General features: G+C 68.0%; 19 protein-coding genes. 7 read left to right on the forward strand and 12 right to left on the reverse strand.

The annotated features are described in order from the left end of the window. Nucleotides 1-122: 122 nt before the first annotated feature. From ToN1_RS12180 to ToN1_RS12190, 3 genes are all read left to right on the forward strand, one after another. On the forward strand, nt 123-2,207 hold the full coding sequence (locus tag ToN1_RS12180; RefSeq protein WP_169205428.1) for a TonB-dependent receptor plug domain-containing protein: 2,085 nt from the start codon (nt 123-125) through the stop codon (nt 2,205-2,207). A gap of 135 nt (nt 2,208-2,342) precedes the next feature. Further along, a complete protein-coding gene (locus ToN1_RS12185; protein WP_169205427.1) occupies nt 2,343-3,830 on the forward strand; it encodes a DegQ family serine endoprotease in 1,488 nt (495 codons plus the stop codon). Between the two features lie 222 nt (nt 3,831-4,052). After that, complete coding sequence (locus ToN1_RS12190) at nt 4,053-4,526, forward strand: c-type cytochrome (protein ID WP_169205426.1); 474 nt, start codon at nt 4,053-4,055, stop codon at nt 4,524-4,526. Nucleotides 4,527-4,610: 84 nt separating this feature from the next. On the opposite strand, the gene ToN1_RS12195 is transcribed toward ToN1_RS12190, so the two are convergent. Then, a complete protein-coding gene (locus ToN1_RS12195; protein WP_169205425.1) occupies nt 4,611-5,831 on the reverse strand; it encodes an MFS transporter in 1,221 nt (406 codons plus the stop codon). A 56-nt stretch (nt 5,832-5,887) separates the two neighbouring features. Continuing rightward, nucleotides 5,888-6,685, reverse strand: coding sequence for a thioesterase family protein (locus ToN1_RS12200; protein ID WP_244861034.1), 798 nt, complete (start codon nt 6,683-6,685; stop codon nt 5,888-5,890). A 110-nt stretch (nt 6,686-6,795) separates the two neighbouring features. Here ToN1_RS12200 and ToN1_RS12205 point away from each other — a divergent pair, with 110 nt between their 5' ends. Beyond that, nucleotides 6,796-7,716 (forward strand): LysR family transcriptional regulator, encoded by a 921-nt coding sequence (locus ToN1_RS12205; RefSeq protein WP_169205423.1) that lies wholly within the window; start codon nt 6,796-6,798, stop codon nt 7,714-7,716. On the opposite strand, the gene ToN1_RS12210 is transcribed toward ToN1_RS12205, so the two are convergent. Further along, complete coding sequence (locus ToN1_RS12210; protein WP_169205422.1) at nt 7,706-8,254, reverse strand: thioredoxin domain-containing protein; 549 nt, start codon at nt 8,252-8,254, stop codon at nt 7,706-7,708. The genes ToN1_RS12205 and ToN1_RS12210 overlap by 11 nt on opposite strands. Before the next feature lie 161 nt (nt 8,255-8,415). Between ToN1_RS12210 and ToN1_RS12215 the strand changes: the two genes are divergently transcribed. Then, the gene (locus ToN1_RS12215) at nt 8,416-8,898 is read left to right on the forward strand and encodes a YbaK/EbsC family protein (RefSeq protein ID WP_169205421.1); all 483 of its coding nucleotides are present in this window, start codon (nt 8,416-8,418) and stop codon (nt 8,896-8,898) included. Nucleotides 8,899-8,906: 8 nt separating this feature from the next. Here the strand turns inward: ToN1_RS12215 and ToN1_RS12220 are convergent, their stop codons facing one another. From ToN1_RS12220 to ToN1_RS12245, 6 genes are all read right to left on the reverse strand, one after another. Further along, the gene (locus ToN1_RS12220; RefSeq protein WP_169205447.1) at nt 8,907-9,602 is read right to left on the reverse strand and encodes a cytochrome b/b6 domain-containing protein; all 696 of its coding nucleotides are present in this window, start codon (nt 9,600-9,602) and stop codon (nt 8,907-8,909) included. Further along, entirely contained in the window at nt 9,596-15,340 is a 5,745-nt protein-coding gene (locus ToN1_RS12225) for an excinuclease ABC subunit UvrA (RefSeq protein WP_169205420.1), read from the reverse strand. Before ToN1_RS12225 ends, ToN1_RS12220 begins: the two co-directional genes overlap by 7 nt. A 3-nt stretch (nt 15,341-15,343) precedes the next feature. Further along, nucleotides 15,344-15,754 (reverse strand): hypothetical protein, encoded by a 411-nt coding sequence (locus ToN1_RS12230; protein ID WP_169205419.1) that lies wholly within the window; start codon nt 15,752-15,754, stop codon nt 15,344-15,346. Between the two features lie 145 nt (nt 15,755-15,899). Then, complete coding sequence (gene efp, locus ToN1_RS12235) at nt 15,900-16,457, reverse strand: elongation factor P (protein WP_169205418.1); 558 nt, start codon at nt 16,455-16,457, stop codon at nt 15,900-15,902. 58 nt (nt 16,458-16,515) lie between these two features. Continuing rightward, complete coding sequence (earP, locus tag ToN1_RS12240) at nt 16,516-17,679, reverse strand: elongation factor P maturation arginine rhamnosyltransferase EarP (protein ID WP_169205417.1); 1,164 nt, start codon at nt 17,677-17,679, stop codon at nt 16,516-16,518. A 995-nt stretch (nt 17,680-18,674) separates the two neighbouring features. Beyond that, nucleotides 18,675-19,391 (reverse strand): pseudouridine synthase, encoded by a 717-nt coding sequence (locus ToN1_RS12245; protein ID WP_169205416.1) that lies wholly within the window; start codon nt 19,389-19,391, stop codon nt 18,675-18,677. Nucleotides 19,392-19,466: 75 nt separating this feature from the next. Here ToN1_RS12245 and ToN1_RS12250 point away from each other — a divergent pair, with 75 nt between their 5' ends. Together ToN1_RS12250 and ToN1_RS12255 are read left to right on the forward strand one after the other, a co-directional pair. Further along, nucleotides 19,467-19,937 carry an SRPBCC family protein gene (locus tag ToN1_RS12250; RefSeq protein WP_169205415.1) on the forward strand — a complete coding sequence of 157 codons (471 nt, stop codon included), beginning with the start codon at nt 19,467-19,469 and terminating at the stop codon, nt 19,935-19,937. Between the two features lie 78 nt (nt 19,938-20,015). Continuing rightward, nucleotides 20,016-20,984, forward strand: coding sequence for a recombination-associated protein RdgC (locus ToN1_RS12255; RefSeq protein WP_169205414.1), 969 nt, complete (start codon nt 20,016-20,018; stop codon nt 20,982-20,984). Nucleotide 20,985: 1 nt separating this feature from the next. Here the strand turns inward: ToN1_RS12255 and ToN1_RS12260 are convergent, their stop codons facing one another. From ToN1_RS12260 to ToN1_RS12270, 3 genes are read right to left on the reverse strand one after another with little or no spacing between them, the layout of a single operon-like run. After that, on the reverse strand, nt 20,986-24,369 hold the full coding sequence (locus ToN1_RS12260; protein ID WP_210148099.1) for an EAL domain-containing protein: 3,384 nt from the start codon (nt 24,367-24,369) through the stop codon (nt 20,986-20,988). Next, nucleotides 24,342-24,776: a response regulator gene (locus tag ToN1_RS12265; protein WP_169205413.1), complete on the reverse strand. Its 435-nt coding sequence runs from the start codon at nt 24,774-24,776 to the stop codon at nt 24,342-24,344. Before ToN1_RS12265 ends, ToN1_RS12260 begins: the two co-directional genes overlap by 28 nt. After that, on the reverse strand, nt 24,773-25,933 hold the full coding sequence (locus ToN1_RS12270; protein WP_169205412.1) for a sensor histidine kinase: 1,161 nt from the start codon (nt 25,931-25,933) through the stop codon (nt 24,773-24,775). Before ToN1_RS12270 ends, ToN1_RS12265 begins: the two co-directional genes overlap by 4 nt. Between the last annotated feature and the right edge of the window lie 181 nt (nt 25,934-26,114).

Below are 26,114 nucleotides of genomic sequence, written 5' to 3' on the forward strand. Positions count from 1 at the left end.
CCGAAGATGTTACTCCGCATGGGCAGATCGGGACACCTCCAGCAACCGCGACGCGTCGCTGCGGCTTATACTCCGGTTTGCGTCAATGCCCCGCACCACGGGACTTCGAACAATAACAATCTATGTCTTTCTGCTTATATTTCCGCACCGTTGCGGCGGCGTCGATCGCCGCTTGTTCATCCATCGCGGCCGCCCAATCCGGAATCGGGCCGGAAACTTCGCCGGATCCACAGATTCCGGAATCGAGCTATTTCGACTCGCTTCCGGTGGTGCTCACCGTGTCGCGCATGCCACGGCCGCAGAACGAGGTGCCCGCGGCACTGACCGTGCTCGATCGCGAAACGATACGCGCGACCGGTTACCGCAGCCTGGACCGCCTGCTGCGCCTGGTGCCGGGCATGCTGGTGGCGAAGGAACGCGGCAGCGAGCAGTGGGTCAGCTACCACGGCCCGAACCGTGACACGCCGCAGGAATTGCAGATCCTGATCGACGGCCGCTCGGTGAGCGCGGCCTATTTCGGCAGCTTCGGGCGCAATTCCTTCCCGCTGGCAATCGAGGACATCGAACGCATCGAGGTGGTGCGCGGCACCGACGCGGCGTCCTACGGCACGAACGCCTACATGGGCGTGGTGAACATCATCACGCGCCACACCGCGGAGGAGAGCGGTGCGACGGTCTCGGTCGCGGGCGGCACGGGCGAATACTCCGAAGTCAGCGGCCGCTTCGTCACGCGTTCGGGGCCCCTGGGCCTGCGCATCACGGCGCAACACCTGCGCGACGAAGGCGTGCACGACCTCAACGACAGCCGTGACCGCCACCGCGCAACCCTGCGCAGCGACCTGCAACTGAGCGAGCACGACGAGCTGACTTTTCTCGCCGGCCTCACCGACATCGCGCGCGGAACGGGTTATCCGAACACGCCGTTCAATTCCCATCCCGAACGCGACATGGACACGCGCGAGCACTTCGGCCATCTGCGCTGGCGCCATGCCGTCAGTCCGGACGAGGAGTTCCTGCTGTCGGGTTACTACGCCTACGAGCGCACGAGCAACGAGTGGGCGGTCAACACGGGACCGCTGCAGGCGATCCTCGGTCCGGTCTCGATTCCGGTGAACGACAGCTTCACGACGCGGCGTCAGAACCTCGAATTCCAGCACAACCTCTCGCCCCGACAGGGACTGAGGCTGAGCTGGGGCGCCGAGTGGCGGCGCGACCAAGTCCATGCTCCGTTCATTTTCTTCGACCGCTCCGATCCGTCCGAGGAAAGCCGGCGCGTGTACGCGAACATCGAATGGCGGGCGGCACCGCAGTGGCAATGGAACTTCGGCGCGATGGCGGAGCGCTTCCAGCACGACCAGACCCGCCTTTCGCCGCGCGTGTTCCTCAACTGGCTGCCGAACGAAACCGAAACCTGGCGTGCCGGCTACGCACGCGCGTGGCGCAATCCGGGGGTGTTCGGCCGGCACAGCGACGTGCGCATCTTCGCGCCGGCCGGCACGCCAATTGCCGGCCTGCTGCTGCAGCACCGCTTCGTGCCCAACCCGGGAATCGATCCGGCGCGCCTCGACAGCTTCGAGATCGGCCATGCGCGCCGCTTCCCCGCCTTGCAGGGCAGCCTCGACGTGCGCGTGTTCCATGAGCGCATCGGCGATCAGCTGGTGCGCGAGCAGGCCGATGCGCCGATCGAAAATCCGTTCCAGGCGCTCGTGCAGCGCTTCCTGCCGCCTTCGCAGTGGGGAAACAGCCCGGGAACGGTGCAAATCGAAGGCATCGAGACGCAGTTCGATTTCAAACCGTGGAACCACGGCACGCTGCTGCTGCGCCACACGATGATGCGCCTGCGCGCCGACGACGACGGCACCGCGGACAGTGCCGCGCCGTATTCCGCGAGCGTCACGTGGCTGCAGCGCATGGGGGCCTGGCAGAGCGCGCTGACCCTGCTGCGCGTCGGGCCGGTGCGCGCCGGTAACGGTTTCACGCCGAGCTTCCAATACACCGTGCCGGACTACACGACGCTGGATGCCAGCATCGCACGCGAGTTCCGTCTGGACGGCGGACAGACGCTGGAGGTGCGGCTCACCGGCCTCAACCTGCTCGGCCGCCATCAGGAGCTGGCGAATTTCCCGGTGCAGCAGGCCTCCGGCGGCGACGACCCGGTCAATCGCCTCGAACCGATCGTGATGTTGAGCGTCTCGGCGAGCTTCTGACGCATTTGGCTACACGCCGGACTTGAGTCCGGCGGGCTTCGCCCCCAATCTGTGTTGCATGCCGCGGCCGGGAACACCGGCGGCCGCCGTGCGTCTACGCGACGGATTGATGACAACTCAGGGGAAAAGCACAACATGCGCAAGACGATTCTTGTCACGGCCCTGGCGCTGGGCCTCGGCTCCGCCTTCGGCGACGGCCTCACGGTGCCCTCGGCGCTCGCCGCGAGCCCGGTACCGACGGCCCAGGCGGCCCAACTCAACCGCTTCGGCCTGCCCGATTTCGGCGATCTGGTGGAGCAGGTCGGCCCCGCCGTGGTGAACATCGCCGTAACGCAGAAGGAAAAGGCGCGCCCGATGGGCGAGGACGTGCCGGGCCTGTCGCCCGACGACCCGTTCTACGACTTCCTGCGCCGTTTCGGCGTGCCGATGCCGGGCATGCCCGGCCAGCCCGGGCACGGCAACCGCGGGCCGCGCGTGCAGCGCGGCGTGGGCTCGGGCTTCATCGTCAGCGGCGACGGTTACGTGCTGACGAATGCACACGTGGTCGGCGAAGGCGAGTCGGAAGTGACGGTGAAACTGATCGACAAGCGCGAATTCAAGGCCAAGGTGGTGGGCACCGACAAGCGCACCGACATCGCGCTGCTGAAGATCGACGCGACCGGGCTGCCGACCGTGCGCACCGGCGACCCCGAGCGCGCACGCGTGGGCGAGTGGGTGGTCGCCGTGGGTTCGCCTTTCGGCTTCGACAACACGGTCACGGCCGGCATCATCTCGGCCAAGGCGCGCCGCTTGCCGGATGAGAACTACGTGCCCTTCATCCAGACCGACGTCGCGATCAACCCCGGCAACTCGGGCGGACCGCTGTTCAACCTCGGCGGCGAGGTGATCGGCATCAACTCGCAGATCTATTCGCGCTCGGGCGGATTCATGGGCATCTCGTTCGCGATCCCGATCGACGTCGCGCTGAAGGTCAAGGACCAGATCGTGAAGTACGGCCGCGTGCAGCGCGGCAAGCTGGGCGTGACCATCCAGGGGCTGGACAAGGAGCTGGCGCAGTCCTTCGGCCTGTCGGAGCCGCGCGGCGCGCTGATCGCGAGCGTGGAGCCCGACAGCGCCGGCGACAAGGCGGGCCTGAAGCCGGGCGACGTGGTGCTGGGCGTCGACGGCACGAGCGTCGGCGATTCGGGCGACCTGCCGCGCATCATCGGCGACAAGCGCCCCGGCACGAGCGTGAAGCTGGAGATCTGGCGCGACGGCAAGAGCCGCACGGTGAGCGCGACCCTGGGCGAGATGAATCCCGAGACGCTGGCCGAGGTACAGGGCGGCGGCGAGGGCAAGCGCGGCGAGGACGCGGGCGGCAAGCTGGGCCTGGCGGGCCGTGCGCTCACCAGCGAAGAGGCGGCGCAGCTCGGCGTGCGCGGCGGTCTGCTGGTCGAACGCGTGAACGGCCCGGCGGCGCAGGCGGGGCTGCAGCAGGGCGACATCGTGCTGGCGGTGAACAACCAGCCGGTGACCACGGTACAGGCCTTCCGCCAGATGATGGAGAAGGTCGGCAACCGCTTCGCGCTGCTGGTGCAACGCGGCGGCACGCGCATCTACGTGCCCATCCGCACCGGCAGCTGAGCACCGCCCGAGCGGGGTCCGCGCCGCACGCGTGGCAGCGGCCGACCCCGCTGCCGACGGCCCCGGCACGGGCCCTGTGTGACCTGGGTCACACGCGGCTTGGCCGTGGAATAAATCCCGATAGACTGCTGTTCATATTCGCGCAGGATCATTGCGAGCCGGCACGCATGCGCCGGTCGCGCGTGACGCGTTTTTTCCACCAACTGTCTGAGAGAACGAACAATGAAGAAACTCCTCACCCATGCCGCCGCCGGCCTCGTCGCGCTGTCGCTGGCCGGCATCGCCTCGGCGCAGATGAAGCCCGAGGACGCGATCAAGAACCGCCAGTCCGGCTACACCTTCATGGCGTGGAACATGGGCAAGATCAAGGCGCAGGTCGTCGACGGCACGACGCCGTACAACAAGGACCAGGTCGTCGCCGCCGCCAACGTGATCGCGGCCACGGCCAACTCCGGCATGGGCGCGCTGTACCTGCCCGGCACCGACAAGGGCAAGGGCTGGAAGGACACGCGCCTGAAGGCGGAGTTCTTCAAGGAGCAGGAGGAAGTCGGCAAGATCGCGAAGAACTTCATCGAGCAGGCCAACACGCTGCAGAAGGTCGCGATGACGGGCGACCAGGCCGCGATCAAGGCCCAGTTCGGCGAGATGGGCAAGGCCTGCAAGGCCTGTCACGACAAGTACCGCGTCGAGGAGTGAGGCGCGCCCTGCCGGGCCAGCGGGTTCGGTGAACGGCAAGATGGCCACCCCGCGGGGTGGCCATCTTAATTTCACCGACGGCATTCAGGCCGGCTGTGCCGCGGGCCGCAGTACCGGCGCCTCGCGGATGGGCAGGTTCACCAGGGCAGCCGTCGCCGCGAGCGCCATGTCGGCGTACCACATCCACGAAAAGTCGCCGAACTCGGTGATCGCGAGACCGCCCAGCCACGCGCCGAGGAAGCCGCCGATCTGGTGCGACAGCAGCGTGAGGCCGAACAGCGTGCCGAGGTAGCGGATGCCGAACAGCTTGCCGACGATGGCCGCGGTCGGCGGCACGGTCGCGAGCCACGTGAAACCGAGGCCGGCGGCGAAGAGGTAGAAGGTCAGCGCGGTCTTCGGCGCCATCAGGTAGAGCGCGACGAGCAGCGCTCTCGAACCGTACATCGCCGCAAGAATGTGCTTGCTGCGGTAGCGCGATACGCAGGATCCCGCATACAGGCTGCCGACGATGTTCGACAGGCCGATGATCGCCAGCGACCAGCTCGCGACCGTCGGCGGCAGGCCGCACAGGTCGACTTCGCCCGGCAGGTGGGTGACGAGGAAGGCGATGTGGAAGCCACAGGTGAAGAACCCCGCGTGCAGCAGCAGGTAGCTGCGATCGCCCATTGCCTGGCGCACCGTGCGCCACAGGCCGGCGTCCTCGTGCGCGCCGTGGTGGTGGGTCGCATGCTTGGGATCGACGAGCACGCGCACGAGCGGCAGCGCCGCCAGCGTCATCAGCGCCATCGACCACATCGCGCCCATCCAGCCGATCGACTGGATCAGCTTCTGCAGCACCGGTGCGAACACGAACTGGCCGAAGGAGCCGCCGGCGTTGATGACGCCCGACGCGGTACCGCGCGCCTCAACCGGCAGGCGCTGTGCCGCGGCGCCGATCAGCACCGAGAAGCTGCCCGCCCCCGAGCCCATTGCCGAGAGCAGGCCCAGCGACACGACCAGCCCGAAGCCCGAGCCCATGAAGGGCGTGAGCGCGCTGCCGAACGCGAGGACGATCAGGCCGGCGACGAGGACTTTCGCAGCGCCGTAGCGGTCCGCGAAGGCGCCGGCGACCGGCTGAATCGCGCCCCACATGAACTGGCCGACAGCCAGCGCGAAACTGATCGTCGCGATACCCAGCCCGGTCGAGCTGTTGAGCGGGGACACGAAGAGGCCCAACGACTGGCGCGCGCCCATTGTCACCATGAGGATGCCGGCGGCCGAGAGGGTGACGATCAGCGCGGCGCGGCTGTTGAGGGATCGCAGCATGGGGGCCTTCTTTCTTTATCGTTATGGTCGGATGGGGTCGGGGGCGTGCTTCCCAGCTACTTCTTGCGCACGAACAGCGTGTGCAGGCTGCGTCCGAGCGCGCCGTCGCGGTCGAATACCGCGGTCGTCACGGTGCCGATGCCGCCGGGGTCGATGATGGTGCGCGCCGACATGCCAAACCACTCGCCGGTCGGATGACGGTGCATGTTGAGCGTGAGATCCACCGGCACGAAGGTCCAGTGGCGGATATCCAGTTCTGCGCTGATGCCGTTGGCGGAGTCGAGGATCAGCAGCAGGGTCTCGATGCCGTCGGTCGGCTGGCCGGCGACGAGCGGGATGCGCGGGCGTGCCCACACCGTCGCCGGGCCGGGTTCGCGGAAGCTGCCGTCGGCGAAGCGCCATTCGAGTGCATCGGCATAGGGGAAGTAGTCGACGCCGTGGAAGAACACTTGCGCCTGCGCCTCGGGCAGCGGCGGCACCGCGAACGGGTCGGCGACGGCGACGGCGCTCTCGGGCTTGCGCTCGACGCGCCACGCGTGGGCTAGCAGGACCGGCTTGCCGCGGACGAGCATCTCGCCCTGGATCAGCTCGATGCGCCGGCCCGGGCGCAGCACGCGCACGCGCAGCTCGCACGGCTCGACCGGCACCGGGCCGAGGATCTCGAAGGTGATGCGCGCGATGTCGAGCCCGAACTCGGACGGAAAACGGCGCAGCGCCTGCGCGAGCAGCGCGATCGGCGGGCCGCCGTGCTGGCTCTCCACCGACCACGGGCCGATCGTGGCCTCGGTGGGCTGGTAGGCGTCGTCGCCGAGCGGCAGGAAGAAGGCTTCGGGAAGCGTGATGCTCGTGTGCATGTTCAATACCCTAGCGTATGTCACGGCAAATTTAACCGACAATTACGGAAACAAAAAGCCGATAATAGTTGTCGTTACGTCAACGATATGTTGACATTTGAGATTGACACATGAGCTGGCTCGCGAGCTGGGACACCTTCGTGAAAGTCGTCGAGAGCGGCAGCATGGCGGGAGCCGCCCGCCGCCTGGACTGCACGCGCGCACAGGTCAGCAAGCAGATCGGCGAGCTTGAGCGGCGCTTCGGCGCGCGCCTGTTCGACCGCTCGACGCGCAAACTCTTCCTCACCCCGTCGGGCGAAGTGTTCTACCAGCATGCGCTGCGCGCGCTCGAGTCGGTGGAACTGACGGAGGTCGCGGTGCGCAACCTCGGCGACGTGCCGAGCGGGCTGCTGCGCATCAGCGCGAGCGTGGTGTTCGGTCGCATCTGGGTCGCCCCGCTGCTGCCACGCCTCACCGCCCGCTACCCCGAGCTGGAGTGCGAGCTGATCCTCACCAACTCGCTCGTGGACCTCGCCGAGGATCGCATCGACCTCGCGCTGCGCTTCTGCAAGACGCCTCCCGAGGATGTCGTCGCAAAACGCATCTTCACGATGGAAACGGTGATCTGCGCCGCACCCGCCTATCTCGCCCGGCACGGCACGCCGCGACAGCCGCGCGAACTCGTCGATCACCAGTGCTTCAGCTTCCTGCTCTCGGACAACCGCATCTGGCACCTGCTCGACCGCGCCGGCACGGAAATCGCGATCCCGGTGCGCGGGCGCATCCAGTTCAACGAACCGGCGAGCATCCTCGACGCGACGCTCGCCGGGCTCGGACTGGCGATCCTGCCGACCTACCTGTGCTGCAAGGAGCTGGCCGACGGGCGGCTCGTGCGCGTGCTGAAGGATTACACGCCGCGCATCGACTTCGGCCGTCACCTGTACGCCTGCTACATGCCCAGCCGCGCCCGCCTGCCGAAGGTGAAGGTGCTGCTCGACGAGCTGGAGGCGATGCTGAAGCCGGTGCCGCCGTGGGGGCGGCTCAGCGACTGACGGCGGACTCCACCGGCTCGCCCCCTTTCGCCGCGTTCGCGAGCCCTTCGAGGACCCACACGCCGAGCAGACCGCCGCGCGTGGCGACGATCGTCCCGTCGCGATCGACGGCGTAGGCGAGCGCGCTGTCGCGCAGGATGCGCAAGGTCGCCGCGTCGAGGCGGTGCTCGTCGGCGACGACGGACAGGGTGAGGCCGCGCTGCGCGAGCAGCGCGCGGGCCTCGTCGAAAGCGTCGGCCGGGACGAGGGTGCGGACCGCGACGCCGTCCCTCGCGGCGATCGCGACGAAGCGCTCGATCTCGGCGAGCGATTTGCGGCACGCGAGGCAACCCGGCGTCCACAGCACGACGACCGCCGGGCTGCCCGCGGCGAGCCGTACCGCGACTGGCGCGGCGGACAGGGCCGCGAGGTCGACAGCGCGCGCCGGCGCGGCCGCGACGAGCGCGAGCAGCAGCGCCGGCCACGCCAGCCGGCGCACCCCGGCGCGCATGGCGACGCCGAATCCCGCAGCGATCCCCGCTCCCGCCCGTCCGTTCATGTCGCCCGCTCCATCGCCGTGCGCCCGTCGCACAAGTTCGAAAAGGATCGCCCGCCGCGCCGCCGCGCTCATTGACAGGCGTCAAGCGCCGCCCGCCGCGCGCGGCTTGGACGCGCCCGCGCGCAGGGCTAAGATTTCACCCTTTGCGACTCCGTACCGCCATGAAGCCCGCCCAGCATCCGACCGCCCTGCGCACCGCACAACTCCTGAATGAAGCCGGCATCGACACGCGCGTCGTCGAGTTCGAGCAGCCGACCCGCACCAGCGCGGAGGCCGCCGCGGCGATCGGCTGCACCGTTGCCGAGATCGCGAAGTCCATCGTCTTCCGCGGCAAGGAAAGCGGGCAGGCGGTCGTCGTCGTCGCGAGCGGGGACAACCGTGTCAGCGAGGCGAAGGTCGCCGCGCAGGTGGGCGAGGCGCTCGCGCGCGCGGACGCCGATTTCGTGCGCAGCGCGACCGGCTATGCGATCGGCGGCGTCGCGCCGCTCGGCCATGCCCAGCCGGTGAAGCTGTTGCTCGACGACGACCTGCGGCGCTTCGCCACCGTGTGGGCCGCCGCAGGCACGCCATTTTCGGTGTTCCCGCTGAGTCCGGCGCAGTTGCAGGCGCTCACCGGCGCCGCGTGGAGCGACGTGCGGCAGTAAGGCCGCAATTACCAGGCGGGCGTCGTGGCCGCCGGCATGGGCGCCGGCGGCGGCAGCACGCCGCCCGAAACGGCCCACACCGCCAGGCCGGCGATCGCGAGGGCGACGAGCAGCGCCACCGGACCGCCGCCGCGTGCGGGCGGGATCGCCGGGTCATCGAACGCCTTCACGCCGGTGATCATCGGCGTGATTAGGTTGTCCTTCTTGACGTGGGTATGCCACAGCACCGCGGCGACGTGCAGACCGACAAGGCCGTACACGATCCATTCGGCCTGGCGGTGCAGCCCGCTGATCCAGGTCGACAGTTCGCTCGAGATCGCCTGGTAGAGGGGGCCGTAGAAGGCGATGTCGTCATTGGAAAAAGCGCCCGCGAGGGCCTGCCCCGCCATCAGCGACAGCAGCGCGACTGTCGACAGCGCGCCGAGCGGGTTGTGCCCGACGCCACGCCAGTGGCCCTTCAGATAGGCGCGAATCGCGGCGGGCGTAGGCAGGAACTGGGAGAAGCGCGCATAGGTCGAGCCGACCATACCCCAGACGATGCGGAACACGACGACGCCGAGGATCGCCAGCCCGATGCGGCCATGCCATTCCATGGCGTTGCCGCCGATCTTCACGCTGATGACGGCACCTGCGACCAGCGCGACAAGCAGCCAGTGCGCGAGGCGGGTGGGGAGGTCCCACAGCAGGATGGGATGCTTCACGATTTTCTTCCCTTCTTGGTCTTGCCCGAGGCGACGGGTACCGGGGCGGCAGCGCCTCCCCCGTTAACAGCGCGCGCGGCGAGAAATTCCCCGAGGATGCGCGCGGTGTGCGAGCCGGAGGCCGAGCACACTTCCGCGACCGAACCTTGCGCGACGATGCGGCCGCCGCCGTCGCCGCCTTCGGGGCCGAGGTCGGTCAGCCAGTCGGCTTCGGCCATCACGTCGAGGTCGTGCTCGATCGCGAGCACGGTGTGGCCGGCGTCCGCCAGGCGGTGCAACACGCGGATGAGCTTGTCGACGTCGGCCATGTGCAGGCCGACGGTCGGCTCGTCGAGCACGTACAGGGTGTGCTTTTCGGGCGGGAGCGGACGGCCGCCGGTCTTGGCGCTCATTTGCGTCGACTCCCCGGCGCGGCCTCTGACCTTCGCCAGCTCGGTGACGAGCTTGATGCGCTGCGCCTCGCCGCCGGACAGCGTCGGGCTGGGCTGGCCGAGCGTCAGATAGCCGAGTCCGACGTCCTGCAGCAGCGCCAGCGGATGGGCGATCGACGGATGCGCGGCGAAGAAGTCGACGGCTTCGTCGACCGGCATCGCGAGCACTTCCGCGACCGATTTCTCGCGCCAGCGCACCGTCAGCGTCTCGGGATTGAAACGCGCGCCGCCGCAGGCGTCGCAGGGCAGCTTCACGTCGGGCAGGAAGCTCATCTCCACCGTGGTCTGGCCCTGGCCCTCGCATACCGGGCAGCGGCCGGCGCCGGTGTTGAAGGAGAAGCGCGACGCGTTCCAGCCACGTGTCTTGGCCTCGAAAGTCTCGGCGAAGAGCTTGCGGATCGCGTCCCAGAAGCCGACGTAGGTCGCGGGGCAGGAGCGGGGCGTCTTGCCGATCGGCGTCTGGTCGACTTCGAGCACGCGGCCGACCGCCTGCCAGCCTTCGATACGCGCGCAGCCGACGGGCTCCGCGGCGCTGGTCTGCGCCTCACCGCGGCGGCGGGCGCGCTGGGCGTCGGGGTCGCCGAGCAGGGCGTGCAGGCTGGCGTGGATCACGTCGCGCGCGAGTGTGGATTTGCCCGAGCCCGACACACCAGTGACGACGGTCAGGCGACCGAGCGGCAGGCGTGCCTCGACCGATTGCAGGTTGTGCAGCGTCGCCTTACGCACGACGAGGAAGGGGTGGTCGTTGCCAATCGGCAGCGGCGGGCGCATCGGATGCTGCAGCGGGGCGCGGAAGCAGGCGCCGGTCGCCGATTGCGGCGCCGCCATCAGGTCCGCGAGGCGGCCTTCGGCGACGACTTCGCCGCCGCGCACGCCGGCACCCGGGCCGAGGTCGATGACGTGGTCGGCGCGGCGGATGGTGTCCTCGTCATGCTCGACGACGAGCAGCGTGTTGCCGCGGTCGCGCAGCGCTTCGAGGGTGTCGAGCAGCATGCGGTTGTCGCGCGGGTGCAGGCCGATTGTCGGCTCGTCGAGGATGTAGCACACGCCGCGCAGGTTGGAACCGAGCTGCGCCGCGAGGCGGATGCGCTGCGCTTCGCCGCCGGAAAGCGTCGGCGCGCCGCGGTCCAGCGCGAGGTAGGCGAGGCCGACCTGCTGCAGGAAGTCGAGCCGGCCGCGGATCTCGGCGACGAGGTCGCGCGCGATGTCGGTCTCGCGGCCTTCCAGGCTGAGGGTCTCAAAGAAGCCGGCGACCTTGGCGACCGGCTGCGCGGAGAGTTCATGGATCCCCAGTTCGCGAAAACGCACCGCGCGCGCGACCGGGTTCAGGCGCGCGCCGTCGCAGCTCGGGCAGACTTCGTCGGTGACCTGCTCGGTCTCGGCGAGGTCCAGCTCGTTGGCGTCCTCGACGCGGCCGATGGTGCGCTGGCCGGTACCGTAGCAGCTCTCGCACCAGCCGTGCTTGGCGTTGTACGAGAACAGGCGCGGATCCGGTTCCGGAAAGCTGTCGCCGCAGGACGGGCAGGCGCGCAGCGTCGAGAAGGTGTGGGGCGTCGCGCCGATCTTGCCGAGCTGCAGTACCTTGACGACGCCCTTGCCGTGCTCGAGCGCTTCGGCCAACTGCGTGCGCAACGCCGCCTCGTGTTCGGGGCCGACCACGACCATGCCGACCGGCAGCTCGATGGTGTGCTCGACGTAGCGGTCCAGGCGCGGCCATTTCGCCGTCGGCAGGTAGTCGCCATCGACGCGCAGCTGATCGTAACCTTTGCCCTTGGCCCATTTCGCGAGCGCGGTGTACAGGCCCTTGCGGTTCGTCACCAGGGGCGCCAGCAATTCCACCGACGCGCCGCGGTAGTCGCGCAGGATCTGCGCCGCGATCGCGTCGAAGCTCTGCGGCGACACCGGCACGTCGCACTTCGGGCAGAACTGCGTGCCGAGCTTGACGTACAGCAGGCGCAGGAAGGGCTGGATCTCGGTGAGCGTGCCGACCGTGCTCTTGCGGCCGCCACGGCTCACGCGCTGCTCGATCGCGACCGTCGGCGGGATGCCGAACAGCGCATCGACGTCGGGACGCGCCGCCGGCTGCACGAACTGCCGCGCGTAGGCGTTGAGCGATTCGAGGTAGCGGCGCTGGCCTTCGCCGAAGACGATGTCGAAGGCGAGCGTCGATTTGCCCGAGCCGGACAGGCCGGTGATGACGGTGAAGCGATCGCGCGGAATCGTCAGGCTGACGTTCTTCAGGTTGTGCTCGCGCGCGTGGCGGATCTCGATCGCAGGGGCCGCGACCGGGCGGTAGCGGGCGATCGGTTCGGCGACCACCGTGGTGGGCTTGCCGAGCGAACCGGCATAGGCACGCATCGCGACGCCGGTGTGCGACGCGGTGCAAGCCATGACGGTCTGCGGCGTGCCGGCGACGACGAGTTCGCCGCCGTCCTCGCCGCCTTCGGGGCCGAGGTCGATGAGCCAGTCGGCGGCGAGCAACACATCAAGGTTGTGTTCGATGACGACCAGCGCGTGGCCGGCGTCGAGCAGTTTTTCGAAGGCGCGCAAGAGCGTCGCGACGTCCTCGAAGTGCAGGCCGGTGGTCGGTTCGTCGAAGAGGAAGAGCAGGCGGCCGGCGTTGGTCCTGGCCTTTGCTTTCTTGCCCGACAGCTTCGCCGCATCGGCGAGATGGCCGGCGAGCTTGAGGCGCTGCGCCTCGCCGCCGGACAGCGTCGGCACCGGCTGGCCGAGCTTGAGGTATTCGAGGCCGACGTCGGCGAGCGGCGCGAGCGCGGCCTGCACTGCGGGCTGGTCGGCGAAGAAGGCCAGCGCCTCCGACACGGTCATGTCGAGCACGTCGGACACCGACAGGTCGCGCCAGGTCAGTTCCAGCACTTCGGGCCGATAGCGCTTGCCGTCGCAGTCCGGGCAGCGCAGATAGACGTCGGACAGGAACTGCATCTCTACGTGCTCGAAGCCGGAGCCGGTGCAGGTCGGGCAGCGCCCGGTGCCGGAGTTGAAGCTGAAGGTACCAGGGGTGTAGCCTCGGCTCTTGGCTTCGGGCAGTGCCGCGAACAGGGAGCGGATCGCGTCCCAGGCGCCGACGTAGCTCACCGGGTTGGAGCGCGCGCTCTTGCCGATCGCGGACTGATCGACCATCACGACGCCCGAGATGTGTTCCAGGCCTTCGAGGCGCGCAAAGGCGCCGGGGGCTTCGGTCGCCTGGCCGAAGTGCTTGGCGAGCGCCGGGTGGAGCACGTCCTGGATCAGCGTGGATTTGCCCGAGCCGGAGACGCCCGACACGCACACCAGCTTGCCGAGCGGGATTTCGATGTCGAGGCTGCGCAGGTTGTGCTCGCGGGCACCGACGAGGCGCAGCACAGGGTCGTCCTTGCCGACCGGGCGCAGCCTGCGGCCGGCGTCGACGCGTTTCTGGCCGGACAGGTAGGCGCCGGTTAGCGAGGCGGGATCGGCGGCGAGCTGGGCGGGCGGGGCGTAGGCGACGATCTCGCCGCCGCGTTCGCCGGGACCGGGGCCGATGTCGAGCAGGCGGTCGGCGGCGGACATCAGCTGCGGATCGTGTTCGACGACGACCAGCGTGTTGCCGGCATCGCGCAGCCGCGTCATCACCGCGAGGATGCGGTCGATGTCGCGCGGGTGCAGGCCGATGGAGGGTTCGTCGAGGACGAACAGGGTGTTCACGAGCGAGGTGCCGAGCGCGGTCGTGAGGTTGATGCGCTGGACTTCGCCGCCCGACAGCGTGCGCGACTGGCGGTCGAGGGTGAGGTAGGCGAGGCCGACATTGGCGAGGTAGTCGAGGCGGCTCCTGATCTCGCCGAGCAGGAGTTCGGTGGCTTCGTCGAGGCCCGACGGGAGTTCGACGCGAGCGATGAAGTCGCGGACGCGGCTCACCGGTTGGGCCATCAGCTCATGGATCGCCAATCCGGGTTTTTCTGCGGCGTGATTGGGGCTTCGATGCGCCGCCGCCGCGGGGGCTTCCGGTGCTCGTTGGACGCGTGGCGGACGCCTCGCCCCGGAAGCCCCCGCGTCGGCGGCTCCCTGGGGGGTGTTCTCGTCGGCGGTCGCCGTCTCGTTGGCTCTTTCTCCCAGGCGCCAGAGGAGGGCCTCCGGCTTCAGCCTCGCCCCCTTGCACGCCGGGCATTCCGTGTAGCTGCGGTAGCGCGACAGCAGCACGCGGATGTGCATCTTGTAGGCTTTCGTTTCCAGCCAGTCGAAGAAATGGCGCACGCCATACCACTTGCGCGGCCAACTGGCCTCCCAGCTCTTCCATTCGGGGTCGCCTTCGAGGAGCCACGCGCGATGTTCCGGCGGCAGGTCGCGCACCGGCACGTCCATCGCGACGCCGTACTTCTTCGCCATCTTCGCGAGGTCGTCCTGGCATTCGCGGTAGCTCGCGGTCTGCCAGGGTTTCACCGCGCCTTCGGCGAGCGTCTTCGATTCATCCGGGATCACCAGCGAGAAGTCGACGCCGATCACGCGGCCGAAGCCGCGGCAGGTGTCGCAGGCGCCGATCGGGGAGTTGAAGGAGAAGAGGCCCGGTGTCGGATCGGAATAGTGGATGTCGCAGTCGGCACAGTGCAGGTCGCGCGAGAAGCGCCACACCGTCTCGCCGCCCTCCCCCTGCGCGCGCACCGCGAGCCGGCCGTGGCCATGGCTCATCGCCGTCTCGATAGCTTCGCTGACGCGGCTGCGTTCGGCGTTGGCGAAGCGGAAGCGGTCCTGCACGACATGCAGCAGATCGCCGCCGTCCGTCGTTTCGCGCGCGTGGATGCGCGTGTAGCCCTGCTGGTTGAGCAGCTGCGTGACTTCGTCTTCGGTAAAGTTCTTCGGCACCGGTACCGCGAAGGTCAGCACCAGGCGCGGATCCTCGGCTGCACAGCGTTCGGCCAGCGCCGCATGCACGCTGTCCGGGTCGTCGCGCCGCACCGGCTTTCCGCAGCCGCGGCAATAGAGCTTCGACGCACGGGCGTACAGGAGCTTGAAGTGGTCGGTCAGCTCGGTCATCGTGCCGACCGTGGAGCGCGAAGTGCGCACCGGGTTGGTCTGGTCGATCGCGATCGCCGGCGGGACGCCTTCGATGCGGTCGACCTGGGGCTTGTCCATGCGGTCGAGGAACTGCCGCGCGTAGGGCGAGAAGGTCTCGACGTAGCGGCGCTGGCCTTCGGCGTACAGGGTGTCGAAGACCAGCGAGGATTTGCCGGAGCCGGAGACTCCGGTGACGACCGTCAGCTCGTTCAGCGCGATGTCGAGCGAGAGGTTCTTGAGGTTATTCTGGCGCGCGCCGAAGATGCGGATGCGGTCGGACATCGTTTATTTTTCTTCCTTGCGGGTCGCATCCTTTGCGGCGTCGACCGCTTCCTTGCCGGCCTCCTTGAGCTTCGTCGCGGTGTCGCGCGCGACCTCCGCGGCCTTCTGCGCAGCCTCGGCCGTCGCTTCCTTGACTTCGACGGCCTTCTCCTTCGCCGCCTCACCAACTTCACCGGCGACTTCCTTGCCCTTCTCGACGCCCTCCTTCGCGGATTCGGTCACGGCCTGGGCTGCGGCCGTCGCGGCTTCGCCGGCTTTCTGGGCCGCCTCGCCGGCCTTTTCGGCCGACTCCTTCGCGGCCTCGATCGCCTGGCTTCCTGCGGTGCTGGCCTTGTCGGCAGGCGCTTCCCGGTTGCACGCGGCCAGTCCTGCAGACAGGCCGGCAATCAACATGACAGTCAGGATCTTGTTCATTCTTGTGCTCCTCGTTGACGGGGTGCTCTCAAGATATCGCCGGCGCCGGAAAGTTCAAGGTGGACAGGATGGCGAAACGAGAACCCAAAATGACGAAGGGCCCGCACTCGGCGGGCCCTTCCGATCGCGACGCGGAACGCGCGGATTACTTCACGCGGTTCTTGTACTCGTCGGTGCGGGTGTCGATTTCGATCTTGTCACCGATTTCGACGAAGGCCGGCACCGGCAGTTCGAAGCCGGTCGCGAGCTTGGCGGGCTTCATGACCTTGCCCGAGGTATCGCCCTTCACGGCGGGTTCCGTGTAGACCACTTCGCGCACCACCGAGTTCGGCAGTTCGACCGAGATCGCCTTGCCGTTGTAGAACACGACTTCGCACTGCAGGCCGTCTTCGAGGTACTTCAGCGCGTCGGTCATGTTCTCGGCTTCGACTTCGTACTGCTCGTAGTCGGCGTCCATGAACACGTACATCGGATCGGCGAAGTAGGAGAAGGTCACTTCCTTGCGGTCGAGCTGGACGACTTCGAACTTGTCGTCGGCCTTGTACACCGACTCCGACGGGGCGCCGGTGAGCAGGTTCTTGAGCTTCATCTTCACGACCGCCGAGTTGCGGCCGGATTTGTTGTATTCGGCCTTTTGCACGACCAGCGGGTCGCTGCCAACCATGATGACGTTGCCGGAGCGGAGTTCCTGTGCGGTTTTCATGCTGTTTCCTGATGTAGATCGGGCGCGGACATTTTGGCCGCACATTTTATAAAACCCGTCATTTTACCGTTAGTTCTGAAAATTGCACCAGGGTCGACGCGAGGTCCTGCTGTTCGGCGAGCCCGTCCGACCAGCGACGCGTGTGCGGCGCAAGCCGCGGCAGCGCATCGGCGAACGCGGGCCACGCGGCGGCAAGGCTCCCTTCGCCGTTCCACGCCTTCCACAACGCACGCGTCGCTTCGGCTGCAGCCTCGTCGAGTCCGGCCAGGTAACGGGCGAGGAAGGCGTCGAGCTTGTCGTGATGCACGGCCTCGTCCTGCTCGTAGATGTGCCACGCGAAGGGCCGCGCGGCCCACTGCGCACGCACGAAGGAATCCTCGCCGCGCACGAAGTTGAGGTCGCATGCCCACAGCAGGCGGTCGTAGTCGGCGGAGTCGAGGAAGGGCAGGACGACCGTGCTCAGGGCACCCGCGGCGAGGATTTCGCCGGCCCGCGCTTCCGCGCGCCCGAAAAAGCGCAGCACGTCGCCCAGCACGCGGCCTTCCGGCACCAGCAGCAGGGTCGGGCGCGGCGCGTCGGCCCACAGGCGCAGCAGTTCCGGCAACTGCGGCTGCTCGTAGGCGAACAGCGACACGAGGCGGGCGCCCTCCGCGGGCACGGGAATGCCGCGGCCGGCGAGCCAGTCGCGCCGCACGGTCGCATCGGCCTGGAAGCGGTCGCGCGCTTCGAGCAGCCCGCCTTCGCGCAACAGCCCGCCGGTGTGCGCCGTGAAGCCGGGGAAGCAGAAACGTTTCGTCAGCGGCAGGCGCGGATGCGGCGAGGCCAGCCCGTGGCAGCCCTCGACCCAGTCCTCGGCCGACAGGTATTCGAGGTTGATCCACTGCGACCGCGGCGTCGTGGCGGCCATTGACTCGACGTAGGACGCGGGCGGCTCGCAGGCGAAGGCCTCGACGACCGCGCGTGCCGGCATCACCCCGGGAAAGGGTTCGCGCCAACGACGCACTTCGACGCCCTCCACCCGCACGGCGTCGCCCGCCTCGGCGGCCGCCGGACACAGGCGCGCGAAGGTCCCCCAGTCGTCCACCCACAGCCTGACCGAGCACCCGTGGTCGTGCGCCAATGCCTTGGCCAGCCGCCAGCAGACGCCGATATCCCCGAAGTTATCCACAACGCGACAGAAGATGTCCCAGTCGAAGGCGGGCGCAGCGTCGGCAAGGCTCATGGCAGTGGACAAGTGCGGGAAAACGGCAGGAATGCTTTGTGGGAAAAGGGCTGGATCGGAGTGGACCGGAAAACCGGCCACAATCGACACACAGGTGAACGGGGGGTTTATCTACGGAGTTTTACCGCCCCGGAGTCCCCGCAGGGACTGGCGAAGCCGGACTTATCCACAGAAAAGGCGACACTCTATATATCTTTATCTTTTAATTAAAACAAACTACTAAAAGCAAAACCCCCGAGCACGGCTGCAGGGCAAACGCACACGGTTTCTTCGGGCGGGCGTTGCGCAGCGTGCCCCGCCAAGCGGCCGTGCAAGACACCATCGACGAGGCAAAGCGGTGCACTTGCCACGGTCGGCCTTTGGCTGCTCCCGCCCGATGACCTTGCATACCTTGCAGGCGATCCGATGGCAAGACCGGTCCCAGCCGCACATCCCGCTCGTGGCCGCCATCACCGGCTGCAAACCGAATACGTGCACGATCTCGCGTTCAAGGCATCGCGCGGTGCCCATCCCCCTCCCTGGACGGGGCTCCGGTGGATAAGTCCGTGGAGGAGCAGAGGGAGACTTTGTGGGAAAGGACCGAAAATTCGTGAACAGCCGAAACGGGTCACAATCGCCACACAGGTGAACCTGCCACTTGTCTACGGGGTTCTACAGCGTCGAAAACACCGCAGGCATTGGCGGATCGGGACTTATCCACAGAATTTGGCCGCCTATCTTCTTCTTTATCTTTTAAATTTAAAGAAATACAGAAGAACAAACATGAGGCTGCGGGAGCCGGTCGGGGTGCCCCCGGAAAGGGACGCTCCCCCGCAGCAGAGGAGCGTGGACTGCAGAAAAGGGGAAAGCAGCAAGCGGAAGCAATGCTGCGGGTTTTGCGGCGTAGGGCGGGAGGGGCCGGACGGGGATCCCGCCACGTCACGCGGATATCGGGTCCAAAGGTGGATATGGCGGGATTCGCTGCGTTGCCCCCGCCCTACGCGCACACCGACCGCTCAGGCGGTCTCGTCGTAATCGGCGAGGCGGGCCAGGTCGGCTTCGTCCAGCCAGCGCCAGTCGCCCGGCGCAAGATCGGCGGCCAGGGCGAGACCGCCCACGACGCTGCGATGCAGGGCCTCGACGCGGTTGCCCGCCGCAGCCAGCATGCGCTTCACCTGGTGGTACTTGCCTTCGGTGATCGTGAGCCTTAGACTCCGCTCCCCCGTTTTGAGGCAGGCCGATGCAGCGATCGGTGCCGGCTCGTCGAGGAGTTCGACCCCTGCGAGCAACGCGGCGATCAAGGCGTCGTCCACCGGGTGCTTGGTCGTGACTTCGTACACCTTGGGCGTGCGCTTCTTGCCGGAGCTCCAGCGGTGGATGAACTGGCCGTCGTCGGAGAGCAGCAACAGGCCGGTGGTGTCTTGGTCGAGCCGCCCGACGCATTGCACGTCGCGGTTCGCCAGCATGTCGGGCAGCAGCGCGAACACCGAGGGGTGGAACTGGGGCCGGCGCGAGCACTCGTAGCCGGCGGGCTTGTGCAGCACCAGGTAGGCCTTTTCGCGATAGACCCAGGTTTCGTCGTCTACGCTGAATTCGAGGCCCTCGGGCGCGAAGTCTTCGGCAGGGTTGTCGAGGATCCGGCCTGCGACAGCGACCAGGCCGGCACGGATCAGGGCGCGGCATTCCTTGCGGCTGCCGAACCCCTGGGAATGGAGTAGTCGTTCGATCTGCATGGGCGGATGCTAACCGAAACATGTGGGACACTATCGCCCCGCTACCATGGTCGAACCCGCACTTGGAGCCTGCTGGTGAATTTTGAACATCTGCTGGTCGTCAACGACCCGGACAATCCGCTCGTCTCACCGCTCACGCGCGAGGAGTTGTGGTTCGGGTTGCTGTGCCGCGCCGAGGATTCGCGCCCCTTCCTGCCCGGCCTGGAGGCGTGCACGATCCTGTCGCGCACGGACACCGAACTGGTGCGCGAGCTCAGGTTCGGCAACGCGCTGATCCGCGACCGCGTGACGCTGCAGCCGATGGAATGGGTGCGTTTCGACACCGAGCGCACCGCGGCGCATGCCGGCGGCAGCCTCACGATCGGCATCGAGGAGCCGGTCCGGGACACCATGGTGCTGCGTTTCCAGTACCGCACGACGCTGACCGAACAGGGCATCGGCGACGATGTCGCCTATGTCGAATACATCAAGTCGGCCTACCATCAGTCGGATGTCGACACCCTGCGCGTGATCCGCATGATCGCCGAGTCGGGGCGCGTGCAGTAGCGCTCCGACCGCATTTCTCGCGCATTTTCGGCGAATTTTCCATCAACCCCCCCCCCCCGCAACACGGACGAATTTCCCATGTGGTTCAAGAACCTGCAGATCTATCGCGTTCCCGCCGGCTGGACGATGACGGCCGAGACGCTGGAGGAACAACTCGCACGCAAGCGCTTCCAGCCCTGCGGCAGCCAGGACCAGGAGACCCGCGGCTGGCTCTCGCCCACCGGTGACGAATTCCTCGTGCACCAGGTCGGCGGCCAGTGGCTGATCGCGCTGGGGGTGGAGCAGAAGCTGCTGCCCTCGTCGGTGGTGAAGCAGGAGGCCGAGGAACGCGCCGAGGCGCTGGCCGAGCAGCAGGGCTACAAGCCCGGGCGCAAGCAGATGAAGGATCTCCGTGACCAGGTTCTGCAGGAATTGCTGCCGCGGGCGTTTACACGGCGCAGGAAGGTCTTTGCATGGATCGACCCGGTCGGGGGGTGGCTGGGCATCGATGCGCCCAGCCAGGCCCGTGCGGAGGACGTCCTGGAGGTATTGCGCCAGACCCTGGACACCCTGCCGCTCGCGCTCGTGCGCACCGAGCTGTCGCCGACCAGCGCGATGGCCGACTGGCTCGCGGGCAATGAGGCGCCCGCCGGCTTCACGATCGACCAGGATTGCGAACTGCGTTCGGTCAGCGAGGACAAGGCCGCGGTGCGCTACGTGCGCCATCCGCTCGAAGGCGACGAGGTGCGCGGTCACCTCACGGCGGGCAAGCTGCCAACGCGGCTGGCGCTGACTTTCGACGACCGCGTGAGCTTCGTGCTGACCGAGAAGTTCGAGATCAAGCGCCTCGACTTCCTCGACGTGGTGAAGGAAAACCTCGACCAGGCCGGCGCCGAGGACGCGCGCGCGCTGTTCGACGCCGGCTTCGCGCTGATGACCGGCGAGCTGCAGCGCCTGCTGCCGGCCGTCGTCGCGGCGTTGGGCGGGGAGCTGAAGGGCAGCGGCGTGGCGGCCGCTGCGGAAGGGGTTTCGTTCTCGACCGCGTCGGCGAGCGACGCACCGTTCTGATTCAGCGCGAGAGCAGCTTCTCGAACTCGGCCGCCGGCAGCGGGCGGCTGAACAGGTAGCCCTGGTAGCTGTCGCAGCCCTGCCCGGCGAGGAAATCGAGCTGGGCGGCGGTTTCCACGCCTTCGGCGGTCACGGCGAGGTTGAGCTTGCGCGCGAGCGCGATGATGCCCCCGGCGATCTCCATGTCGTTGCGGTCCTGCGGGATGTTGCGCACGAAGCTCTGGTCGATCTTGAGCACCTCGATCGGGAGGTTCTTCAGGTAGGACAGCGAGGAATAGCCGGTGCCGAAGTCGTCGATCGCGAGCCGCAGGCCCATGCTGCGCAGCTGCCCGAGGCGTTCGACGGCCTGCGCCTCGTGGCCCATGATCATGCTCTCGGTGAGCTCGAGGTCCAGCGCCTGCGGCGGCAGGCCGGTGGCCTTCAGGATCGCGGCGATGCGGTCGGGCAGCTCGGCCTGCCACAGCTGGCGTGCCGACAGGTTCACCGAGACCTGCAGCGGCGGCAGACCGGCGTCGGCCCAGCGTCGCGCCTGCAGGCACGCCGAATGCAGCGCCCACTCTCCGATCGGCACGATCAGGCCGCTCTCCTCGGCGAAGGGAATGAAGCGTCCCGGCGGCACCAGGCCTTCGTCGGGATCGTTCCAGCGCAGCAAGGCCTCGCAGCCGACGATGCGCCCGCTGGCGATATCGACCTGCGGCTGGTAGTGCAGCACGAAACGCTCGTGTTCGAGGGCGTGGCGCAGCCGCCGTTCCAGGCTCAGGTGGCGCTGCGCCTCGGCGCTCATCGCGTCGGTGAAGAAGCGGTAGGTGTTGCGCCCCTGCGCCTTGGCCTGGTTCAGGGCGGTGTCGGCGTGCTGGATCAGCACGGCCGAGGTGCGGGCATCCTGCGGGTACATGCTTACGCCGATGCTGGCGCCGACATACACCGGCTGGCCGTCCGCGAGCTGCAGCGGCTCGCGCAGTCGGTCGATCAGCGTCTGCGCCGCGTGGGCGGCCTCGTCCGGCTTGGTGAGGTCTTCCAGGATGACGAGGAACTCGTCGCCGCCCCAGCGCGCCAGCGTGTCGTCCCGCTGCAGGCAGCCGCGCAGGCGCTGCGCAATCGCGATCAGCGCCTCGTCGCCGGCGCGGTGGCCGAGGCTGTCGTTGATGGTCTTGAAACGGTCCAGGTCGATGAACAGCACGCCGATGTGCCCGCCCTGGCGCGCGGCGCGCTCGATGCCGTGTTCCAGGCGCGATTGCACCAGCAGGCGGTTGGGCAGATCGGTGAGCGGGTCGTAGTGCGCGAGGTGTTCGAGCTGGGCCTCGGATTGCTTGAGCTTGCTGATGTCCGTCATGACCCCGACGTAGTGCGTCGGCCGCTGCTCCTCGTCACGTACGGTGCTGATGCTGAGCCATTGCGGATACAGCTCGCCGTTCTTGCGCCGGTTCCACAGTTCGCCCTGCCAGTCGCCGGTGCGCGTGATCTGGTCCCACATGCTGCGGTAGAACGCGTCGTTCTGCAGCCCGGACTTGAGCATCTGCGGCGCACAGCCGATGGCCTGCTCGCGCGAGAAGCCCGTCATTTCGCACCAGGCGCGGTTCACGCTGACGATGCGCCGCTCGAGGTCCGTGATCATGACGCCGTCGCGGGTGCTCTCGATCACCGCGGCGGCCTGGCGCAGCGAGTCGTTTGCGCGCACTTTCTGCACCGCCAGCGCGGTGATCGCGGTGAATTCTTCAATGATCGCGACAAGATCGGGGTCGGCGTCGCGGGGATTGTCGAAGTAGACGGCGAAAGTGCCGAGCACGCTGCCGCCGGCATCGCTGAAGGGGAAGGACCAGCAGGCACGGAAGCCGGCGCGCGCGGCGATGTCGCGGAATGCCACCCAACTGGGGTCCGTCGTCACATCGGCTGCGATGACGGCCTCGCCCCGCGCGGTGGCTGTGCCGCAGGAGCCCATGCCCTCCTGCGGCGGCAGCTGCTCGATCGCATCGCGGTAGTAATCCGGCATGCGCGGTGCCGCGCTCTGCGTGAAGCGGCCGGTGACCGCGTCGAGCAGCAGGATGGAGGCACGCATCTCCGGTTCGAGCTGTTCGAGGCGTTGGGCGACGTCTCCGAGGATCACCGCCAACGGGTCGCCGGCAACCAGGCGGTTGAGGACGGAAGCGCGCGCGGCCTTGAGCCGTTCCGCCTTCTTCGATGCGGTGATATCGGTCCACGTGCCGACCAGTTCGAGCGGACCCTCGCCGTCGGTGCGCATCACGCGCATCTGGTCGCGGATCCAGATCACGCGGCCGTCGTCGACGACGAAGCGGTATTCGTGGTCGAGTTGCCCGTCGCGCAGCAGGCGGGCCTGCGCGTCGAGCACGGCCCTGCGATCGGCGGGATGCAAATGGGCGAGCCACCATCCGGGGGCCAGAACCTCGTCGAGGGCGCTGCCGGTGATGCGCTCCACGTTCGCGCTCACCCAGGTCGCGACGAGGCTGCCGTCGTGCATGCGCAGGGTGTACAGGACGACCGGACTGGCCGACATGAGGTGCGAGAGGTGCGCACTGGTGGCCCGCAATTCGGCGCGTTCGCGCAGCAGTTCAGCCTGCTCGCGCACCTTTTCCAGGGTGGCCGGCAAGGCGTTGAGATAGCCTTCATAGCGTGCGATGCAGTCGCTCACGCCGGCATTGAGCGCCTGCGCCGCGATCTCTTCGTCGCTGCCGCCGGTCAGCAGCACGATGGGGCGCGCGAGGCCGCGCTGCTCGCGCAGCACGCGCACCAGTTCGAGGCCGTCCATGCCGCCGATGCCGGTGTCGAGCAGCAGGACGTCGAAGGCGGGCGGCTGTGCCGGGTCCGGCGGCACGGCGGCGAGGATCGCGGCCGCATCGGGGACGACATCGAGACGGATATGCGGCACGTGGCGCGCGAGGTGCTGCCGCGTCAGCGTCGCGCGGCGGCTGTCGTGTTCGCCGTAGAGGACGTGCAGCGGCGGCAGCCGCCGTCCTGGTTCGGCGAGGAAACGCGCGAAGGCGGCGCGCAGCGTCGTCGGCAGTTGTGCCAGGTAGTCGCCGCGTTTGACCACGTAGCCGTCTGCGCCGGCCTTCAGTGCGGCGAGCGCGGCGACCTGATCGCCCGAACCGGTGAGCATCACGACCGCCAGCGGCAGCTGGCGCCGGCGCACCTCGGCGAGCAGCTCCAGCCCTGATCCGCCCGTCAGCCGCAGGTCCGACAGCAGCACGTCGTATGGCAGCGGCCCGGACAGCCGGACGAGCGCCGCGTCCTGTGCGGGCACGACATCGAGCACGATGTCCGGGGCGATGCGTGCGAGCATGCGTAGCGCGAGGTCGGCATCGGCGCTGTTGTCCTCGACGTAGAGGACGCGCAGTCCGCCTAGTTCGGAAGGGCGTTCAGCAGGCACCAGTATTGCTCGATCTGTTCGGTCACTTCGATGAAGCGCGCGAAATTGACCGGTTTGATGATATAGGAATTCGCGCCGAGCTCGTAGGCCTGGCCGAGGTCGGCGTCCTCGCCCGAGGTCGTGAGCATCACCACCGGAATGTAGCCGAAACGCGGGTGCGACTTGAGCTGGCGCAGCACCTCCAGTCCATTCACGCGCGGCAGCTTGATGTCCAGCAGCACCAGCGCCGGCGGCGCCTGTCCCTGTTCCCAGCGGCGGACGAAGGCGAGCGCCTCCTCGCCGTCGCGCGCGACCTCGATGCTGCGGCAGTCGGGGCCGCGGCGGGCGAAGGCGCGCAGTGCGAGGTCCAGGTCGACGGGATTGTCCTCGACCAGCAGTATGCTGCGTGGGGCATGCTCGCCTGTCATTGCCGAAGCTCCACGTGGAAGGTCGCGCCTCGGCCGGGTTCGCTGATTGCCCACACCGTTCCGCCCATGCGCTGCAGCGCCTTGCGCACCAGCGCCAGCCCTATGCCGGTGCCGGGATAGTCCTCGGCGCGATGCAGACGCTGGAATATCTCGAAGATGCGGTCATGATACTTCATGTCGAAGCCGACGCCATTGTCGGCCACCGTCAGGACGATGTGACGGTCATGGCGGTATGCAGATATCGTGATGCGCGGGGCCGGCGTGTCGCGCGTGAACTTGAGTGCGTTGCTGACGAGGTTGCGCAGCACCAGGGTGAGCCCGCTCGGGTCGGTGCGGACCTGCGGGGGCAGTTCCTCGACGACGACTTCGACGCCGCGTGTCTGGATCTCGTGCGCGAAGCCGTCGAGCACGCCGCGCACGGCGGCGGGCAGGGCCACGCTGCGCACATCCAGCGCCTGGCGTTCGATGCGCGAGTAGGCGAGCAGGTCCTCGATCAATTCGTGCATGTGCAGCGCGCCGCGGCTGATGCTCGTGAGGAAGTGGCGTCCGTCCTCGTCGAGGCGGTCACGGTACTGCTCGAGCAGCAGCTGGCTGTAGCCTTCGATGCCGCGCAACGGCGCCTTGAGGTCGTGGGACACCGTGTAGGAGAACGACCTCAGCTCCTGGTTCGCGGCCTGCAGCTGGGCGGTGCGTTCGGCGACGCGGTCTTCCAGCGTGGCATTGAGGCGGCGCACCTCGGCCTCGGCCGCCTTGGTCGCGGTGATGTCGAGCAGCACGCCGTGAATGTCGGTGACTTCCCCGCGTTCGTTGCGTGTGAGCCAGGTGCGGTCGTCCAGCCACACCCAGGTGCCGGCGGCGGTGCGGATGCGGTATTCCTGGCGGTAGTCGTCCGGCCCGTTGGCGAGGTGTTCGGCGACATCGTGTTCGATGCGCGGGCGGTCGTCGGCGTGGATCAGGTCTGCGTAGCGGATCCTGCCGGAGAGGAAGTCATCGCGATCGTAGCCCCACTGCGCGATGCCGTCGCTGACGAAAGCGACCGGCCAGCCGGGCAGGTTGCGCCACTCGACCGCCACCACCGGCGAGCGGTTGATCAGCGCGGTGATGCGAGCGGCGTCCGTCGCGCTGCACGCTGCGCTCGCATCCGTGGGTTTTTCCATCGTGCTCCTCCGGCCTGGCACGTCGCGGGACCGCCAATGCGGTGCGCACGGGCTGCTCGTCGGAAGATTCTACCGTCCTGTCCGGCGGATGCTGTGGAGTGTTCCGCGGCAATGACGCCGGAGTGCCGGAATCGGGTAATGACAGGGCATGTGTCGCCCGGAGGATGAGCCGCGACCGGCG

It is taken from the genome of Aromatoleum petrolei (genome assembly GCF_017894385.1).
Lineage (GTDB): Bacteria > Pseudomonadota > Gammaproteobacteria > Burkholderiales > Rhodocyclaceae > Aromatoleum > Aromatoleum petrolei.

Bases quoted from the DNA above. Each gene is read 5' to 3' on its own strand.
- ToN1_RS12180 (WP_169205428.1), top strand. From the start codon at position 123: ATGTCTTTCTGCTTATATTTCCGCACCGTTGCGGCGGCGTCGATCGCC.
- ToN1_RS12185 (WP_169205427.1), top strand. From the start codon at position 2,343: ATGCGCAAGACGATTCTTGTCACGGCCCTGGCGCTGGGCCTCGGCTCC.
- ToN1_RS12190 (WP_169205426.1), top strand. From the start codon at position 4,053: ATGAAGAAACTCCTCACCCATGCCGCCGCCGGCCTCGTCGCGCTGTCG.
- ToN1_RS12195 (WP_169205425.1), bottom strand. From the start codon at position 5,831: ATGCTGCGATCCCTCAACAGCCGCGCCGCGCTGATCGTCACCCTCTCG.
- ToN1_RS12200 (WP_244861034.1), bottom strand. From the start codon at position 6,685: ATGCACACGAGCATCACGCTTCCCGAAGCCTTCTTCCTGCCGCTCGGC.
- ToN1_RS12205 (WP_169205423.1), top strand. From the start codon at position 6,796: ATGAGCTGGCTCGCGAGCTGGGACACCTTCGTGAAAGTCGTCGAGAGC.
- ToN1_RS12210 (WP_169205422.1), bottom strand. From the start codon at position 8,254: ATGAACGGACGGGCGGGAGCGGGGATCGCTGCGGGATTCGGCGTCGCC.
- ToN1_RS12215 (WP_169205421.1), top strand. From the start codon at position 8,416: ATGAAGCCCGCCCAGCATCCGACCGCCCTGCGCACCGCACAACTCCTG.
- ToN1_RS12225 (WP_169205420.1), bottom strand. From the start codon at position 15,340: ATGTCCGACCGCATCCGCATCTTCGGCGCGCGCCAGAATAACCTCAAG.
- ToN1_RS12230 (WP_169205419.1), bottom strand. From the start codon at position 15,754: ATGAACAAGATCCTGACTGTCATGTTGATTGCCGGCCTGTCTGCAGGA.
- efp (WP_169205418.1), bottom strand. From the start codon at position 16,457: ATGAAAACCGCACAGGAACTCCGCTCCGGCAACGTCATCATGGTTGGC.
- earP (WP_169205417.1), bottom strand. From the start codon at position 17,679: ATGAGCCTTGCCGACGCTGCGCCCGCCTTCGACTGGGACATCTTCTGT.
- ToN1_RS12245 (WP_169205416.1), bottom strand. From the start codon at position 19,391: ATGCAGATCGAACGACTACTCCATTCCCAGGGGTTCGGCAGCCGCAAG.
- ToN1_RS12255 (WP_169205414.1), top strand. From the start codon at position 20,016: ATGTGGTTCAAGAACCTGCAGATCTATCGCGTTCCCGCCGGCTGGACG.
- ToN1_RS12265 (WP_169205413.1), bottom strand. From the start codon at position 24,776: ATGACAGGCGAGCATGCCCCACGCAGCATACTGCTGGTCGAGGACAAT.
- ToN1_RS12270 (WP_169205412.1), bottom strand. From the start codon at position 25,933: ATGGAAAAACCCACGGATGCGAGCGCAGCGTGCAGCGCGACGGACGCC.